The organism is Chitinophaga filiformis (genome assembly GCF_023100805.1).
Lineage (GTDB): Bacteria > Bacteroidota > Bacteroidia > Chitinophagales > Chitinophagaceae > Chitinophaga > Chitinophaga filiformis_B.
On record NZ_CP095855.1, the window covers coordinates 3,956,188 to 3,974,364 of the forward strand.

Annotated in this window: 15 protein-coding genes; 10 read left to right on the forward strand and 5 right to left on the reverse strand. The window is 47.4% G+C overall.

Annotation, left to right across the window (positions count from 1 at the left end):
- The first annotated feature begins 3 nt into the window (after window positions 1-3).
- The 8 genes from wecB (at window position 4) to MYF79_RS15845 (ending at window position 10,823) form a co-directional block, all read left to right on the forward strand.
- The gene (gene wecB, locus MYF79_RS15810; RefSeq protein WP_199656243.1) at window positions 4-1,122 is read left to right on the forward strand and encodes a non-hydrolyzing UDP-N-acetylglucosamine 2-epimerase; all 1,119 of its coding nucleotides are present in this window, start codon (window positions 4-6) and stop codon (window positions 1,120-1,122) included.
- Entirely contained in the window at window positions 1,119-3,014 is a 1,896-nt protein-coding gene (locus tag MYF79_RS15815) for a heparinase II/III family protein (protein WP_247814937.1), read from the forward strand. Before wecB ends, MYF79_RS15815 begins: the two co-directional genes overlap by 4 nt.
- Window positions 3,015-3,016: 2 nt before the next feature.
- Window positions 3,017-4,282 carry a glycosyltransferase family 4 protein gene (locus tag MYF79_RS15820; RefSeq protein ID WP_247814938.1) on the forward strand — a complete coding sequence of 422 codons (1,266 nt, stop codon included), beginning with the start codon at window positions 3,017-3,019 and terminating at the stop codon, window positions 4,280-4,282.
- Window positions 4,269-4,952 carry a sugar transferase gene (locus tag MYF79_RS15825; protein WP_317233116.1) on the forward strand — a complete coding sequence of 228 codons (684 nt, stop codon included), beginning with the start codon at window positions 4,269-4,271 and terminating at the stop codon, window positions 4,950-4,952. Before MYF79_RS15820 ends, MYF79_RS15825 begins: the two co-directional genes overlap by 14 nt.
- 40 nt (window positions 4,953-4,992) lie before the next feature.
- A complete protein-coding gene (locus MYF79_RS15830; RefSeq protein WP_247814939.1) occupies window positions 4,993-6,135 on the forward strand; it encodes a DegT/DnrJ/EryC1/StrS family aminotransferase in 1,143 nt (380 codons plus the stop codon).
- A gap of 54 nt (window positions 6,136-6,189) precedes the next feature.
- Window positions 6,190-7,947 carry a DUF4838 domain-containing protein gene (locus MYF79_RS15835; protein ID WP_247814940.1) on the forward strand — a complete coding sequence of 586 codons (1,758 nt, stop codon included), beginning with the start codon at window positions 6,190-6,192 and terminating at the stop codon, window positions 7,945-7,947.
- 176 nt (window positions 7,948-8,123) lie between these two features.
- Window positions 8,124-9,758: a gliding motility-associated C-terminal domain-containing protein gene (locus MYF79_RS15840; protein ID WP_247814941.1), complete on the forward strand. Its 1,635-nt coding sequence runs from the start codon at window positions 8,124-8,126 to the stop codon at window positions 9,756-9,758.
- 183 nt (window positions 9,759-9,941) lie between these two features.
- Complete coding sequence (locus MYF79_RS15845) at window positions 9,942-10,823, forward strand: FkbM family methyltransferase (protein ID WP_247814942.1); 882 nt, start codon at window positions 9,942-9,944, stop codon at window positions 10,821-10,823.
- 68 nt (window positions 10,824-10,891) lie between these two features.
- Here MYF79_RS15845 and MYF79_RS15850 read toward each other — a convergent pair whose 3' ends face one another.
- Together MYF79_RS15850 and MYF79_RS15855 are read right to left on the reverse strand one after the other, a co-directional pair.
- The gene (locus MYF79_RS15850; protein ID WP_247814943.1) at window positions 10,892-11,524 is read right to left on the reverse strand and encodes a class I SAM-dependent methyltransferase; all 633 of its coding nucleotides are present in this window, start codon (window positions 11,522-11,524) and stop codon (window positions 10,892-10,894) included.
- Window positions 11,475-12,392, reverse strand: coding sequence for a polysaccharide deacetylase family protein (locus MYF79_RS15855; protein ID WP_247814944.1), 918 nt, complete (start codon window positions 12,390-12,392; stop codon window positions 11,475-11,477). The genes MYF79_RS15850 and MYF79_RS15855 overlap by 50 nt, the downstream gene beginning before the upstream one ends.
- 292 nt (window positions 12,393-12,684) lie before the next feature.
- Here MYF79_RS15855 and MYF79_RS15860 point away from each other — a divergent pair, with 292 nt between their 5' ends.
- Window positions 12,685-13,302, forward strand: a complete 618-nt coding sequence (locus MYF79_RS15860; protein WP_247814945.1) for an acetyltransferase — start codon at window positions 12,685-12,687, stop codon at window positions 13,300-13,302.
- Between the two features lie 117 nt (window positions 13,303-13,419).
- On the opposite strand, the gene MYF79_RS15865 is transcribed toward MYF79_RS15860, so the two are convergent.
- Window positions 13,420-13,767 (reverse strand): SWIB/MDM2 domain-containing protein, encoded by a 348-nt coding sequence (locus tag MYF79_RS15865; protein WP_247814946.1) that lies wholly within the window; start codon window positions 13,765-13,767, stop codon window positions 13,420-13,422.
- Window positions 13,768-13,950: 183 nt separating this feature from the next.
- Here MYF79_RS15865 and MYF79_RS15870 point away from each other — a divergent pair, with 183 nt between their 5' ends.
- A complete protein-coding gene (locus tag MYF79_RS15870) occupies window positions 13,951-14,730 on the forward strand; it encodes a ThuA domain-containing protein (RefSeq protein ID WP_247814947.1) in 780 nt (259 codons plus the stop codon).
- Window positions 14,731-15,879: 1,149 nt separating this feature from the next.
- Here the strand turns inward: MYF79_RS15870 and MYF79_RS15875 are convergent.
- Together MYF79_RS15875 and MYF79_RS15880 are read right to left on the reverse strand one after the other, a co-directional pair.
- Window positions 15,880-16,572 carry a response regulator transcription factor gene (locus tag MYF79_RS15875; RefSeq protein ID WP_247814948.1) on the reverse strand — a complete coding sequence of 231 codons (693 nt, stop codon included), beginning with the start codon at window positions 16,570-16,572 and terminating at the stop codon, window positions 15,880-15,882.
- Window positions 16,573-16,889: 317 nt separating this feature from the next.
- On the reverse strand, window positions 16,890-18,170 hold the full coding sequence (locus MYF79_RS15880) for a nucleotide sugar dehydrogenase (protein WP_247814949.1): 1,281 nt from the start codon (window positions 18,168-18,170) through the stop codon (window positions 16,890-16,892).
- Between the last annotated feature and the right edge of the window lie 7 nt (window positions 18,171-18,177).

Genomic DNA, 18,177 nt, shown 5'->3' on the forward strand with positions numbered 1-18,177 from the left:
TGAATGAAAATAACGCTTATTGCCGGAGCCAGGCCAAACTTCATGAAGATAGCCCCCATCATTGCCGCCATCAGGGACCGGCAGCAACAGGGGGAGGATATCCATTACCGGCTGGTACATACAGGTCAGCATTATGATAAGAACATGAGCCAGTCTTTCTTTGAACAGCTCAACATACCGGAGCCGCATGTGAACCTGGAAGCAGGGGGCGGCTCCCAGGCAGAGCAGACGGCCAATATCATGGTGCGTTTTGAAAAAGAGTTAACAGAACATCGCCCGGACCTCGTGCTGGTAGTGGGCGATGTTACCTCGACCCTTGCATGCTCTATTGTTGCCAAAAAACTGATGGTGAAAGTAGCGCATGTGGAAGCGGGTATAAGATCGGGCGATATCACTATGCCGGAAGAGATCAACCGGATGGTGACAGATGCCATCACGGACTATTTCTTTACCACATCGGAGATAGCGAACGCCAATCTGCGTAAAGAAGGTAAACAGGAAGAACAGATCATTTTCGTAGGCAACACGATGATCGATACTTTACTGAAACAACGCAGCCGTTTCACGGCGCCGGCCATCTTCGCAACGGCGGCATTAAAACCCCAGGGCTACCTGGTGATGACGCTGCACCGTCCTGCCAACGTGGATGTGCAGGAAAACCTGTCACTGCTGATCAGTGAGATCATGAACAACAGTAACGGACTGCCGGTGATCTTCCCGGTGCATCCCCGCACGGCAAAGAACCTGGAGAGCAGCCGGCTGTCATATCCCAATCTCCACCTGGTAGAACCATTGGGATACCTGGAATTCAATTACCTGGTGGAGAATGCCAAAGCGGTTATTACCGACTCCGGTGGCATTACAGAAGAAACAACGGTGATGGGCGTGCCCTGCATGACCCTGAGAGATAGCACAGAGCGGCCGGAAACATGTACGCTGGGCACAAATGAATTGCTGGGTACCGATCCCCGCGCTATAAAGCCGGCCATGGAAAGATTGTTCAGGGGCGAGTGGAAAAAAGGCAGCATACCGCCATTATGGGATGGGCATGCCGCTGAGCGGATCATCGAAAGCCTGATAGAAATATTTGCTGTTACTGAAAAATATAGTCGTGCGATATGAGTAGCTGGACGACGTTGAAGAAAGGCATCAGGGTAGTGCACAACATGGGCTGGCGATACGTCGCCTTTCGCTCGGTCTATGAACTGAACAGGAGAACGGGGAGACTTAAAAAACGTTTTCCCCACACGCCGGCCAAGGTGAAGTACCTTACACTGGACAACTGGAAAAACCAGACCGTAAAATTCTTTTTCGAAAGCAGGGAAGACCTGAATATTCCCCGCAACCCGGAACAGGGACTTGCTACCCGTTACCGGGAGATAAAGGCCGGTAAACTGCCTTTCTTCAACGGGAAGGTGATAGACCTTGGCATTGACAGTGACTGGATGAGGAACCCTGACAGTGGCTTCGTATATGACCGCGACAAGCACTGGACAGAGATAGAAGATTACTCCAAGCAGGCCGGCGATATCAAGTTCGTATGGGAAAGGGCGAGGTTTGCTTACCTGTACGATATCATCCGTTACGATTATCATTTTAAGGAGGATTGCGCCGCTTTTGTGCTGCAGAATATCCTTTCCTGGATAAAGGCCAATAAGGTGAACTGTGGCCCTCATTATAAGTGTAGCCAGGAAATAAGCCTGCGGGTATTGAACTGGACCTTTGCATTGTATTATTACCGCAATTCCGCACACCTGACAGAACAGGTATTTGAGGAGATCCAGCATGCTATATACTGGCAGCTGCATCATGTGTATGAGAACATCAACTTCTCCAGGATCGCTGTAAGGAACAACCACGCCATTACGGAAACGCTGGCCCTTTACCTGGGCGGCCTGTTATATCCTGCATTCCCCGGCGCTGCCAACTGGAAGGAAAAGGGCTGGAAATGGCTGATACAGGAAGTGGAATACCAGATCTATCCTGATGGCAGCTACCTCCAGTTTTCCATGAACTATCACCGGGTAGTGATACAACTGTTGACCTGGGCCATCCGGCTGGCAGGCCTGAATGGAGAAACATTCCCGCCTGTTGTAACAGAAAGGGCGGAAAAGTCCCTGAGGTTCCTGCGTTCATGTATGAACGACAGCGATGGCTGGTTGCCCAACTACGGCGCGAATGACGGGGCGCTTTTCTTCCGGCTCAACAACCGGCATTACCGCGATTACCGGCCACAGTTGCAGGCACTGGCTGTATTGCTGGATGCGGATGTGGCATTTCCGGAAATTTATGAAGATGTATACTGGTATGGCAAGCTGCCCGCTGCAAGTGAGGTGGGGCCCAAGGAATATCATGGTATGTTCAGCTACCCGAATGGTGGCTTTTACGTGTGCCGTGAACAGGATACGCTTACGTTCATGCGTTGCGGTGATCACCGCGACCGGCCTTCTCAGGCTGATAATCTCCATCTCGATATCTGGTATAAGGGTGAGAATCTGCTCATGGATGCGGGGAGTTATAAGTATAACACTAACGATCAGACGCTGCGCTATTTCATGGGCACCGCTTCCCATAATACCGTGATGCTGGGCGACCTTGACCAGATGGAAAAAGGGCCCCGGTTTATCTGGTATAACTGGACGCAAAGCAAGAACGCTGTGCTGTATGAAACAGCGGAAGAGTATATATGGGAAGGAACGATATCTGCCTTTCAGCATGCAGGTCCTGATATTACACACAGGCGTGTTGTAAAGAAGAAAAAAGGAATGCCCTTCTGGCGGGTGGAGGACTATATCACGAATAAGCCGGCGCAGCTCAGTATGCGCCAGCTATGGCATACTGCATTGCCGAAAGCGATCGTCTTTAATGCCACAGACGGGCAGGGAAACAAACTGAAGGCAGAAGAAAGAACGGGCGCTTATTCTTCACTGTATGGCGTCAGGGAAGAAAGCCGCGAGTTCATCTTTACCACTAACCAGCATGCAATCATCACAGAGATAAGTTTAAACAGATAGTTATGAAGATCTTACTGATTCACCAGTATTTTTTAGAAGAAGACGATCCCGGGGGCTCCCGCTGGAATGAGATCACAAAAACATGGACTGAACAGGGACATAGTGTAACGGTGCTGGCTGGAATGATGCATGCCAACGGATCGGAGAAACGTGCAGAGTACAAGAAGAAATATTTCGTGAAAAAACAGCAGGGCGATGTAACGGTCTGGAGGTGTCATGTATCAGAATCTTACAACCGTAATTTCCTGGGCCGTTTATGGGGGTATTTCTGTTTTATGTTCTCTTCGTTGTGGGCAGGGCTGGTGAAAGTGAAGGGCGATTTCGATGTGGCCATTGTTACTTCGCCGCCTTTGTTCGTAGGCTTTTCAGGGTATGTGTTGTCGCGGGTGAAGCGTGTGCCTTTCCTGTTTGAAGTGAGGGACCTGTGGCCGGAATCGGCCATTGACTCCGGCGTGCTTAAAAGTAAATTGATCATTAAAATGGCCTGCTGGTTTGAAAGTTTTATCTACAGGAAGGCATCGCTGATCAATGTACTGACGCCGGCATTTTTCAATACGTTAAGAGATAAGAAGAATGTGCCGGAAGACAAGCTGATCTTTATTCCCAATGCGGCCGACTTCACGCTGTCAGACAATTTGCTGGATACGTTTGACAGGGATGCATTCAGGGAGGAGCATCGGCTGAATGGTCATTTTGTTATTACCTATGTAGGTGCTCATGGTGTAGCCAATGACCTTGAGCAGGTGCTGAAAGCCGGCAAACAGCTGGAAGATACGCCTGTGCTGTTCCTGCTGATAGGGCAGGGGATGGACAAAAAGCGGCTGCAGCAGGTAGCGGAAGATATGAAGGTAACGAACGTACGTTTTCTTGACCCGGTGCCTAAGCGCGAAGTGTTCAAATATATACTGGCATCGGAAATGGGCGCGTCTGTTTTAAAAAAAGCGGATACTTTCAAAACAGTTTACTCCAATAAAACGTTTGATTATATGGCATGCAAGAAGCCTATCCTGATGGCTATTGACGGCGTATCGCGGGAGTTGGTGGAAACAGCGGCAGCAGGCGCTTATGTGGAGCCTGAAAATATTGCTGAATACAACCGCATCATCCGGGAATACCTGTTACAGCCGGAGCGGCTTAAAAGGGAAGGAGAGAACGGCTTTGCTTATGCGAAACAGAACTTTGACAGGCAGGTGCTGGCATTACGGTATATAGATTTTATTCAACAAAAAATATTAAAAACCGGTAGTTTGAGCAATGCAGTTGTATAGTAAGATCATAAAGCCGCTGCTGGACGGCATTATCGCCTTTGTTGGCCTTGTAGCACTTTCACCGTTGCTTGTTTTGCTTACAGTGTTCCTCTATCTGGCCAATAAAGGAAAGCCCTTCTTCCTGCAACCCAGGCCTGGCACACATGGACGGATCTTCAAAGTGGTCAAGTTCAAAACAATGAATGACAGGCGGGGCCCGGATGGAGAGCTCTTGCCCGACGAAGTAAGGCTGACCCCGGTAGGAAAATTTATAAGAAAAACCTCTCTCGATGAACTTCCACAGTTATTAAACGTTTTAAAAGGAGATATGAGTTTGGTAGGCCCCCGACCCCTATTAGTTGAATATCTGCCATTGTATAATGACCTGCAGTGGAAAAGACATAGAGTAAAACCGGGTATTACAGGATGGGCACAGGTAAATGGCAGAAATGCCATCAGCTGGCCGGAAAGATTTGCCTACGACGCGTGGTACGTAGACAACATCAGCTTCGCGCTGGATGTAAAGATCATGCTGATGACCGTACTGAAGGTGATACGATCCGAAGGTATCAGTTCCTCTTCATCAGCTACCATGGAAAAATTTAAAGGAAACGAGATACAACGATCAGAAGATATAAGTTCCGCATCATCAGTAACCATTGGAAAGTATACCGGAAACGAGGTACAATAAGTAATGAAAAATTGATACAAAACCTTTAAACATTACGCGTGTGAATACAAAAATCTGGCTCTCATCGCCCCATATGGGAAACAAGGAAATTGAATACGTACACGAGGCATTTAACACCAATTGGATAGCCCCCCTCGGACCTCATGTGGACGGATTTGAACGTGACGTTGCTGCATACACCGGCGCAGGTCATGTTGCTGCATTATCATCCGGAACCGCAGCGTTGCATATGGCGCTCATTTTGCTGGGCGTAGGAAAAGGAGATGAAGTGATCTGTCAGAGTATGACATTTGCTGCATCTGCCAATCCTGTTATGTATCAGGGCGCCACACCCATATTTGTGGACAGCGAGGAGGAAACCTGGGGTATGGACCCTGAACTGCTGGAAGAAGCCATTAAGGACAGGATTGCCCGCGGTAAAAAGCCGAAGGCGATCATTCCGGTGCACTTGTACGGCATGCCCGTAAAAATTGATGAAATAATGACCGTTGCTGCCGCATACGACATTCCTGTGGTGGAAGACGCTGCGGAAGCGCTCGGTTCTACTTTCCAGGATAAAGCCTGTGGCACATTCGGAAAGCTGGGCGTACTCAGTTTTAACGGCAATAAGATCATCACTACCAGTGGCGGAGGAGCCCTGGTGGGAAATGATGAAGAACTGATAAAAAAGGCCCGCTTCCTGGCAACCCAGGCCAAGGATGCTGCACCTCACTACCAGCACAGCCAGATAGGCTACAATTACCGCATGAGTAACGTCTGTGCAGGCATAGGCCGCGGACAGATGGAAGTGCTGAATGACCGTGTAGCGCAAAGAAGGGCAAATCATGACTATTACTTAAACCAGCTGGGCGATCTTCCGGGCATTACTTTTGTTATGGAACCGGAGGGTTATTATTCCAACAGGTGGCTGACCACTATACTGGTCAACCCTGCCGAAAGTAACGGCGTTACCAGGGAAGAACTGAGAATTGCGCTGGAAAAGGAAAATATAGAATCGAGGGCTGTATGGAAACCAATGCATATACAGCCGGTATTTGAAGGCGCTCCTGCTTACGTAAACGGTACGTCAGAAAAATTGTTCGAACAGGGGCTTTGCCTGCCCAGTGGCTCGAACCTTACCCACAACGAACTGGATAGAGTAATCAATATATTCAATGAAGTAATGCAGCCGCAAAAGGTATAGGCGGGCCGGTGCCGCCAGTATAAAGATGCGGTTGCGTATAAAAAAGACGTGGACATGAAAAAGGCATTTTTATTACTGGCAGTATTATCGGGCGCTTTTATCAGCTGCGCACAGGGCATTGTGCTTGTAAAAAACAATGTGGCCGTATCAGGGATCGTTGTGGCAAAAAACGCCAGCGACCAGGTCCAGACTGCGGCGAAGACGCTACAGCTGTATCTGCAAAAGAGTACGGGCGCTACCCTGCCTATCAGGAACACCGGGCAGGGTACCTCTAATCTGTATGTTGGTAAAGGCGCTTATGCCGGTATCGGCAATGTTAACCTGGATGAAGATGGGTTCCTCCTGCAGTCGGTGGGCGGGAATAATTTTGTTATTCTCGGTGGCAGCGACTGGGGGACGGAATTTGGCGTATATGATTTTCTCGAAAGATTCGTAGGCGTAAGATGGCTGATGCCTACAGACGTGGGAACGGTGATCCCTAAACTGAATACACTGCAGATACCCACTGTTAAGATTGTCGAAAACCCCGTTTTCCTCTCGCGTGCCATATCTCCCATCTGGATAGACAAAAATACTACTCCGATGAATCAATGGGGTAGGTTCAACAGGCTGAGAGGCAGGGTAGATGCCTCGCATAACCTGAAGAACCTGTTCCCGCCTGAGAAATTTTCCAGGTCCCATCCCGAGTTTTACCCGATGGTGAAGGGACAGAAGGTATTACCCCAAACGAACGCCGATCAATCCTGGCAACCCGATTTTACAGCCCCCGGTATTTCGGACGCGGCATCGAAAGAGATCATCAACTGGTTTGGCCAGCATAAGGATGCGACGAATTTTTCCCTGGGCATCAACGATTCGGGAAACTTCAATGAATCGGCCAGTATCCGAAGCAGGGGACAAAAGAACACACTCGGATTTCTCAGTTATTCTGACCAGTACTATGCCTGGGCCAATGATGTGGTGAGTAAGGTCAGGAAGATATATCCCGGGAAAAAATATCCCGTGCTTGCCTATACTTTTGTGGTGGACCCGCCTGCCAATAGTAAAGTTGACAAAGATATCATCCCATTTATTGCTTACGAAAGGGCGCGCTGGGGCGCGAAGGCATTGAAGCAGCAGGATCAGGACCTGACAGAGCGCTGGGGACAGGCGGCTGAGTCGCTGGGCTGGTACGATTATATCTATGGCCTTACCTACCTGCTGCCGAGGGTTTGGTTCCATGCCATGAAAGACTATCTCGTATGGGGAAGCACGCATAAGGTGAAATATTATTATGCTGAGCTGTACCCTAACTGGGGCGAAGGTCCTAAAGCCTGGGTGCTGTCAAAATTGTTATGGAACCCTAACCAGGATGTGGACGCCTTGCTGGATGACTGGTACAGGAATGCCGCCGGTAAACAGGGCGGTCCTAAACTGAAGGCATTTTATGCCATATGGGAGAAGTTCTGGACACAGGACGTATTCGCCAATGGTGGCAATTCCGATACAAAGAGCCGGATCCTGTTCTATGATCCGTCTTATTTACAGCTGGTACCGGACGATTATCTGACCCAATCCGATAAACTGCTCGGAGACGCGCTGAAGCTGGCAGAAACAGACCAGCAGAAGCAGCTGGTAACCAGGTTAACCCAGATGTGGACTATCTACAGGCTGTCTGCGGTAGCGTACAAAAAATATAAACAGGGGAACGGCAACTCACCAGAAGGCCGTCAAAGACTACAACTACTCCAGTCACTAAAGACCGACCTCCTTTATTCATTACCGGCCAATTCTATTCTTTCCCGGGCTAGTGTAACAGGTAATGACTGGTAATACTTCACAGGAAAAATGAGATTTTCATGTTCATGTATTGTAAAATTTTAAATATTTAATAGTCTGAGGGGATACTTGTATAATAATTTTTATATATTTGATTGAGACAATTATTCCAGACTAATTAATCGTTCTTACCACGCATTGCGGTAGTAAGAGACCTATCCTATGAACCTATGAAAGTTTTTGTCCGTTTGTCCCGGCAATGGAGCACCGTGTGCAGACGCTGTTCATTCCTTGTTGGAGGAAAAAGAATAACCCGTACCGGCCTGCAATTTCTCTGTTGTCTGTTTATTGCCGGAGTATCGGCCCATTCTGCTACTGCGCAGGATATACCACTGACCAATCCTTCGCTGGAAGATAAGCCAAAGGATAATAAAGCACCTAAAGGCTGGCTGATTGCCGCACAGACGCCGGATGTACAGCCCGGTATGTATAAGGTCTTCGTGCCACCTACCGATGGTAATTCATATGTCGGCCTTCACAGCGGGCCCGGATACCTGGAAGGTATTGCGCAGGAACTGGCAACAGTGATGCGGGGAGGGCGATCTTACACAATGTCATTAGATCTTGCTTACTACGCCGCTTATGTTTACAGGGGATGTTATGGGAACGTATCTGTTTACGGCGGTAATACCCCTTCAGATACAGCTGAGCTGTTATGGAATTCCGGCGATTTCTATCATACCGGCTGGCAACGTTATGCTGTTAGCCTGAACCCATCGGCCGATTATAAATACCTGTCCATCTATGCCACGGTATCTACCGCACCATGTACCAGTAAATATGGGGTAGTGGCATTGATAGATAATCTGTCTCCACAGCTGAGCGAGGCGCCACAGATCAGTATTGCAGCAACAAATACCTGCAAGGGTGGTAATACAGGAAATATATCTGTAAATGTAACTGCAGGAACGGCACCCTTTACATATCAGTGGCTGCCGGGCGGTGAAACAGGCAGCCGGCTGTCGCACCTTGCCGCAGGGGATTACCAGGTAACGGTAACGGCAGCAAACGGTTTGAAGGTATCAGGAAAGGTGAGCATAGGCGAGTCTGACCTGGAGAGTGCTTTTACGGTGACCGGCGCACTATGTAATGGCGATGATCAGAACCTTTTGCAGATCCATACAACAGGCGGACAGCCACCCTATCGTTATTATCTGAACAATGCTGATCAGGGCGTCAGTACACCTCTATTTTATCATCTGCGGGCAGGCAATTATACGGTAAAAGTGGAAGACGGGAACGGTTGTTATAACAAGCTGGAAAACATCCGCGTTACTGAGCCGCCTGCACTTTCCCTGCAGCAGGTTTCAATAAAGAACACCAGCTGTGGGAATGTGCAGGATGGCCGGATCATACTGATGGCGGAAGGAGGAACACCTCCCTATTTATATAGTATTCCGGCAAAACATATCACCCAGGCCGACAGCATACTGCAACAGCTGGAAGCAGGCTGGTACAGGTTTGCCGTATCCGATAGTCATGGATGTACTGTTGAAGGACAGGCTGGTATTGAGATGGAGTCGAGGGATTGTGCTGTGTATATTCCCACTGCTTTCAGTCCGAACAGGGACGGCATCAATGACGTGTTCCGTGCGAAGGTAAATGATGCTGTAACGGAATTCAGGCTGGCTGTGTACGGGCGTTGGGGGAATCTTGTATTTGAAACGAATGACCCCGATACAGGCTGGGATGGTGCACAGAAAGGGACCTTTCTGCCGGTAGGCAGTTATGTATGGATGCTGACATATACTGATAGCAGGAAGCAAGGGATAAAACAGCAGGGCACACTTGTATTGATCAGGTAATAGCAGAAGGGATTGTTACTGAGTTGGAAAAAATTTTCCGGTTCGGAAATTTATCGTAGTTTAAAGACGGAATGCAGTTTTTCTGAGAGAATGAAGGATTACTATCCTGAGAAATAAACCACACGAGAGGATTGTTATATTTTGTCTTTTTACCCCGTTTAATTCCATATTAGAACCAATCCCATGAGTCTTCTTAACACACTGAAGTTTCTGACGAACCATCCGTTAAGTTCAGATCGCAAGTTCCAGACCATCTGCCGTTTTGTTGGCTGGCAGATATCGTCAAGGCTGATGCCATATCCTGTTATTTACCCCTTCACTGTAAAATCGAAACTGATTGTACAAAAGGGAATGTCCGGGGCTACAGGCAATTTATATTGTGGTCTTCATGAATTCCACGACATGGCCTTCTTACTGCATTTACTGCGGCCGGGCGACCTGTTTGTGGATGTAGGCGCAAATGTAGGCGGATATACAGTGCTGGCTTCCGGCCACGTGGAAGCAGAGACGATAGCCATTGAGCCGGCTCCTGCAACGTATGCAAAGTTGCAGGCGAATATCCGCATTAATGATATGGCAGACAGGGTGCATGCATTAAATATAGCATTGGGATCTGCTGCAGGAGTAGTGAATTTTACCACTTCGCTCGATACTACCAATCATGTGGTAGTAGGAGAAGAAGCAGCCGACACAGTAGAGATCAGCATAGACACGCTGGATAATGTCCTGGAAGATCAATCGCCCATCCTGTTAAAGATCGATGTGGAGGGCTTTGAAACGGAAGTGCTGAAAGGTGCAAAAAAAATATTGCAGCAGCAAAGCCTGAAGGCTATTATTATTGAATTGAACGGGTTGAGCGAGCGCTATGGCGTGGAGAACAGGAAGAACCATGAAGCCTTGCTGGGATATGGTTTTCTGCCTTACACGTATGATCCGTTTAAAAAAGCGCTGCAGAAATGCGCAAGCTTCGGTGATTTTAATACAATATACATCAGGGATATCGATTTTGTAAAGAACAGGTTAGTAACTGCAGATAAGGTCTATCTCAGGAATCAGGCCATCTGATACGCTGAGGCAATAGTATTGAAGCCCGCACGGTAATTACCGTGCGGGCTTTATCATGATCAACAGCTTTATTTTTTCCTGGCAACGGTTACCCAACCTCCGCTGGTAGGTATTATTTCAATGTGTTTGATGTTGCAGCTGGCGTGCAGGTCGCGTATACTTTTTTCACTGTAATGATAAACAGAACAGGTGTAGCGATACCGGCGCAGCACCATTCTGAGCCCATTGCTGGGCCATGATATCACAAATGCCTTGTTGGTAACAGCGGCCATTTTTTTGATAAATGAGCGGGCATCTTCAATATAATCGAATACGCCTGCCGCTACTGATACATCGAAGGTACGGTTGTCCAGATTGTGTTTCATGAAATCGCCTTCGATGAATTTGCAACGATCGGCAACACCTTCTGCGGCTGCATTTTTTCTTGCATATTCATTCATCGATTCTGCGAAATCAATTCCTAACAGGAAAGAAGCATCTGAGTTCTTTAACCAGGTAACACTATTCACCCCCGGTCCCGAGCCTATGTCCAATATGGTAGGTCGATTGTACTCCTGGATCGTTTTTAAAGCCACTGCCGTACGGGTGTAAACCGCCTGCCTGAATAGTTTGTCGAAGAGCGAGGGTTTCTTGTAGTAATTGGCAAATAAGTCACTGCGGACATCCCAATACTGTTGGGCTGTGTGTATGTTTCTTGACATTCTCAGCTTTTTTTAAACAGGTAATGAAATTATAACTTTGAAGTAAAGCGTTTATTTTCGGTCTGATGGAATTTCTGAACAGGTTCCAGCGCATGTTTGCAATGAAGGTTCTGGTTTTGGAGTAGCTGGTGCCTGGGGGATAGTTCTCACTGCAATTGATATACTCTGTGTCAAATTCGTAGGGATGCATGTACAACATTACATTCTGTTGCCGCTTGCTTAGGTCCCTGAAAACACGATCTAAATAAAACTTGGGAAGGAGTCGCATATAACCACCCCCCGCTACCGGTATTTTCTTCTGCTTCCAGTCTATTACCGTCAGTGGAAGTTCAACCAGCGATCTGCCGTTAGGTAATTCGTACAGCATATCGCTTGTATTGAAATTGGCGATGCCATACCGCCTGAGCTTCATGGGAAAGATACTGCTGTCATAGATAAGTCCCATTTCAGACAATATTTCCAGCACATACAGGTTGCTTTCATCAATTGAAAAATAAGGCGCCCTGTACCCGTGTATGGGGGCGCCAATAATGTCTGTTATAAGATTATAGGAATCTGACAGGTCTTTGTGGGCTTCCTTTCTGCTGAGGCGGCGCATGTTTACGTGGTGCTGGCCGTGCATGGCAATTTCGTGTCCCTGACTGGCGATCTTCATAACGAGATCGGGACGGTATTGCGCCAGCATGCCCAGTATAAAGAAAGTCGCCTTTTGATTGGTCTCTGATAAAGTGTCGAGAATAATATTGGTTTGCCTGTCGATCGTTTTAAGTGGTTGTGTAATGAGCGAGCAATAGTCTCTGCATAAAATCTGACCGAAATCCTCCCAGTCGATGGAGAGCGTGAATGTGGGTGTACAGCTGTCTTTCATAAATATTTTGAGGTTAGGTGGAATTATAAATATGTCCTGCTGAATTCAGGATATGGTAAATGATGGTGGTGGTAGCGTTTGGTTTTTAGATGTTAGTGTCCTTAATACGGCGCTGATAATTCACATAAAGGCTGATGCTTGCAAAGGAAATTTTTTTTTCTTAGAAAATGGTTAATGCCATGTTAATGAGTGAAAGAGAAAAGTGCAAATTTTTTGGGAAAGGTTTTATTCAATATATTTAAACACGCTGCCTTTATGGCAAGGCAGGCAGACGTTTAAAACAGCGATGAGCATGCATAACCCAAAAATTTTTATTCGAGGAGCCGGTAGCCAGGCAAAAGTGATCCTGGAAATACTGGAAGTACTAAAACAGGAATGCGCCGGCATATTTGATGACAACCCTGATATAAAGGAAGTACTGGGTTACCCGGTATTAGGCAGGTGGGATCCTTCGATGATAAGTGAAGATGCCAGAATGATCTTAGCCGTAGGTAGCAACATGATCCGGAAAAAAATGGCAGAAACAATGGGATGTGAGTGGATCAGTGCTGTTCATCCTTCCGCTAACATTTCGACGCGTTGCACCATTGATCCCGGAACGGTGATAATGGCCGGCGTAAGTATCAATACCTGTGCAACTATCGGCAGTCATGCGATCATCAATACCAATGCATCTGTTGACCATGATTGCAGGGTGGGTGACTTTGTGCATATATCTCCCAATGCGGCCTTAGCGGGACATGTTACTGTGGGAGAGGGCACACATATCGGTATAGGCTCATCCATCAAACAGGGGGTGAAGATCGGCAAGTGGTCGGTGATAGGCGCCGGAACTGTTGTAATAAGAGATGTGCCTGACAATGTGGTAGTAGTCGGTAATCCTGGCAGGATCTTAAAAAACAATGTATAGCGCGGAGGGTACAAACAACACATTACTATTGATAGGTTGTTACCTGCACTGCAGTGTAAGTAACAACCCATCAAAACAACAAGGAACCCTCGTATTAATCAGATAAGGGGTTGACAATTATTTCACGTGTTGATTCATCTCTTTAGCCAGTTCAAACATAGAGATCTGGCTCTTGCCGTTAAAGACCTTCTTCAGCTTGTCATCAGCATTGATCATGCGTTTGTTCTTGGCGTCCTGCAAATTATGCTCCTTGATATAATCCCAGATCTTCTTCGTCATTTCAGTTCTGGGCAGCGGATCGCTGCCAATAACAGCTGCTAACTCCGGACTTGGCGTCAATGGCGCTTTGAGTCCTTTGCCTCCGGCGTCCTTGGCTGGTTTCTTAGCCGCAGACTCCTTAGCCGGAGCTGTTTTTGTAGTACTTTTTGCTGCTTGCTTTGCTGTTGTTTGTTTTGAAGTAGGCATTTGTAAACCTTTTTTATGATTGTAATAATCAAGGCAACCCCAAATACTATGCCCCAATTGCAGGGATACGAGGCAGATCCCCGAAGGGAATAGCCGGAAACAGCCGGGGAACCATATTGCGCAGGTATAGCATTATTGGGAGGGATGTGTTATTTTGTAAAGATCACATTCATCACAATAACCATGTTTCAACGTATTTTCAGGAACTTCATCCGCTTCATTCCCATTATGGCAGGCCTGTGCACCCTGCTGGCCATGCAACCTGTCAGGCCCCGTTTCCGCGTACTGGCCCTGGCGGAGAACGGCGGGCATCACATCGCCTATTCCAGGACAGCGAAAGTTTGGCTGGACAAACTGGCGGCCGACAGCGGTTTTGCTGTTGATTACATTGACAATACCGATAAGATAGACAGCGTTTTCCTGGCGCAATATCAGCTGTTCATCCAGCTGGACTATCCTCCCTATGCCTGGAAACCGGCAGCAGTAAAAGCATTTGAGGAATATATATCTGAAGGGAAAGGTGGCTGGATAGGGTTCCATCATGCTACATTGCTGGGTGAGTTTGACGGATATGGTTTATGGCCCTGGTTTTATGACTTTATGGGGAAGATCCGCTTTAAGGACTACATCGCAGGTTTTGCGTCAGGGGATGTGCATGTTGAGGATGCTGCACATCCGGTACTGAAAGGCGTACCGGCGGTATTTAATGTAAAGACGGAAGAATGGTATACCTACGACAGGAGCCCGCGTCCCGATGTACATGTACTGGCCAGTGTGGACGAAAGCTCGTATAAACCTGCCTCTGGAAAGAAAATGGGCGACCATCCGGTTATATGGACAAATACGGCGTATAAGGCCCGGAACGTCTATATTTTCATGGGGCATTCGCCGGATCTGTTTGAGAACAAGGCCTATCTTACTTTATTCCGCAATGCCATTTTCTGGGCAGCTGCAAAGCCGTAAAGATTCGGGAAAACGTCATTTACAGCCGGAAAGACCGGCATTGCATGGTAGTGAGGCGGCAGTATTGAGAGCATACAACAGCTTTTAGGCTCCATAATGCCCGTTGTTCTGTCAGCGTATTGTAAGTTTTTACGGTTTTCCGGATATTATTTACGCAAAAGCGATGATTGCCCTGCGCTGAAAAATCAAACTAAGAATGTATTGACGATTGCGGGAACCGTTAGTGTTTAAAAAGGCCGGAAGAGAAAATATGCTGTAAATCTGGTAAAAAACTATCATGCATATTCACGCAGTCCTTTGACAGGGATTTCCGCTATCCAACAAACGTGTCACCCCGTAGAATGAAGATGGTGCAAGAATAAATTTTCGTTAACCAAGGATTAACAACTTTCTAATTAACAAAGTCTTAATATTGCATTAACAATCCTTGTGAGGGTAGCCCCAGTTACCAGATACCAAAGGGATTCGATAACTGGGGTTAACAAACAATGGATGAAAGACCGGCTTTCCATTCATGGTTGGCCGTTTTTTTTTGTACCTATATCCCCAGTCGATTTTGTGGTGAAGTAGACCGCAGATATATCGGACTCCGAGCCGTGGTTTTATACCAGATTACAAACGCCGGACATCGGAATTATAACGCCGGTCTCACCGGGTTACAAACACCCCGGGGTTGCACCCCGGGCTACAAACACGCAGCTCCTGACGGAGCTGATCAAAGCGACGGAGCTTAATATTCCTCTGCATAAAAACGAGTGTTCATTGAACGCTCGTTTTTTTTGTCGTTATATACTGTCTTATTTGCCTGATAGGAAGCGTCTGACCTTATTTCATTGTTTATGGACGTCGGTTGAAAGACCGGGGAACGGTTGTATCATTTGCCCCGTCAGGGGCAGCGTGTTTATAGCCCCGGGTTTTTAACCCGGGGTACGATTGACCCGTGGGGCGCATTGACCCCGTGGGTACGGTCGAACGCGGGGTACGATTTAACCCGGGGGTACGATTTAACCCGTGAACGATTGACCCGTGGGTACAATTTAAACCGTGGTACGCATCGAATCCGTGGGTATGATTGAACCCTTGGGACGCATCGAACCGCAAACCCATTAAACGGGCATCACATCTTTAAATCATATTTCTCGCAGGAAATTACCGGGTATGTGTTCCTCCGTAACCGATCGCAAATTTGACAAGGGCGTTAGGACCTGAGAGCTGTAGCTTTTTGGTGATATTATGCCTGTGATTATCCACGGTGCGGACACTGATGCATTTAAAGGAAGCAATGTCCCTGCTGCTCATGCCCTTGGCTATCATGTCCAGGATTTTGGCTTCTGTCTTACTCAATCGTTCATTGATCACAGTACCCCTGCCATCAGCGTGAATAGGGGGGATTATTGTTTCTTTAACGGGGCCGAGGGTTTCCCTGATGTGATGATATCTGCTCAGGCGGGATTGAACGCTTTTCAGTAATTCTTCACCGCTGAAAGGATATACCAGGTAGTCGTCTGCACCCAGGTTCATGCCTTTTCTGACATTGGGCGTGACATTGAGCCGGTTAAAGAGAATGAAGGGCAGATGTTTCAGACTGGGATCATCCCGGAGGGTAATCAGGAACTGATAACCGGAAGTATCGGTTACCAATACATCACACAGGATCAGATCTGGTCGTTGTTTGTTCGTCAGTTGGACGCCTTCTGCAACGGTGTTGGCCGTTATCACATCATAAATTGGCATTAACTGCTGACGGAATTTGCGCAAAATAGCTGCGTCTCCTGTTACCAACAGGATTTTCGATGGGGGGGCCTCATGTGTACCAGAGGCTGCTGGGTAAGGTGTATTCATGGTACATGGTTTATCCCCGGGTAAAACGACATTGCTGGCCATTCTCCGGGAATGCTTTATTAGGTTAATGACTCGTCTTCTAATGGTTTAAAAAATTGGCTAGCCCTTTAAGCCTTGCATGATAAGGTCGAATAGTAATAATAACAATCTGTCGAAGGCTTTGGAAAAAAGATACGGGATTTTTTAGGTCCCTGATAAAAGCAGCGGGACGTAAGTAAAGTTAAACAAATCTTTTTACAACTGATTGATTTAGTATATAAAAAAGGCAATACCACCCAGATATTGCCTTTTTTTATTGTGTGATGACTGCAGCCCCATTACAATCTTGCGTCAACAAGATCGCGGTCTATACAGGCTTTTGTATCAAAAATGACTGCATTGTTGCGGGCATGTTTTTTAAAATCAAATTCCAGGAATTCCCGGTGCGCTACTGCTATGACTATCCCGTCATACACTTCGTCTCCGCGTAATTTCGTTGTAACGGGTATGCCATATTCCTCTTTTACTTCCTCCGGATCGGCCCACGGATCGTATACAGTAATGTCCAGCCCGTACTGTTTCAGTTCATGATAGATATCTACCACACGGGTATTCCGTACATCGGGACAATTTTCCTTAAAGGTAATGCCCATGATCAGCGCTTTGGCGCCTTTGATCTTATGGTCTTTTTCGATCATCAGCTTAACTATCTTATTGGCCACGAAATAACCCATCTGATCGTTGACCCTTCTGCCAGACAGGATCACCTGCGGATGGTAGCCCAGTGATTCCGCTTTATGCGCCAGGTAGTAAGGATCCACGCCTATGCAATGCCCGCCCACCAAGCCTGGTTTATAACGCAGGAAATTCCATTTGGTGGCCGCCGCTTCTATTACATCGTTGGTGTCAATACCAATACGGTCGAAGATCAGGGCCAGTTCGTTCACAAAGGAGATATTGATATCGCGCTGCGCATTTTCTATCGCTTTGGAAGCTTCCGCCACTTTGATGCTGGGTGCCTTATGTGTGCCTGCCGTTATGATAGACGCGTAAAGCTGGTCAATACGCCCGGCTATTTCCGGTGTGGAGCCGCTGGTCACCTTTTTGATCCTGGTCAGTGTATTGACCTTATCGCCCGGGTTAATACGCTCAGGAGAATAGCCTACGAAGAAATCTTTGTTATAGCGCAGCCCGGACGATCTTTCCAGTACCGGCACACAATCTTCTTCTGTACAGCCGGGGTAAACGGTAGATTCATAGATCACTATATCGCCAGGCTTGAGGATGCTGCCCAGCATAGCAGAGGCGGCCAGGAGGAAAGTGAGGTCTGGCGACTTAAACTCGTCAATGGGCGTAGGGACGGTAACGATAAATACCTGGTATTGCTGCAGTTCGCTCTTATCGGAAGAAAAGCGTAGCCCTGTAGTGCTATGGGCCTGCGTGCCTTGCTGAATGACGGCTTTCAGGTCTTCTATATTGGCTTCACGGGTTTTGTCCTGACCATTGCTGAGTTCCTTTACCCGGGTCTCGTTGATATCAAATCCCAGCACCTTGTATTGTTTGGCAAACTCAATGGCCAGCGGCAGGCCAACGTAGCCAAGACCAATAACTGCTATCATGTATAGG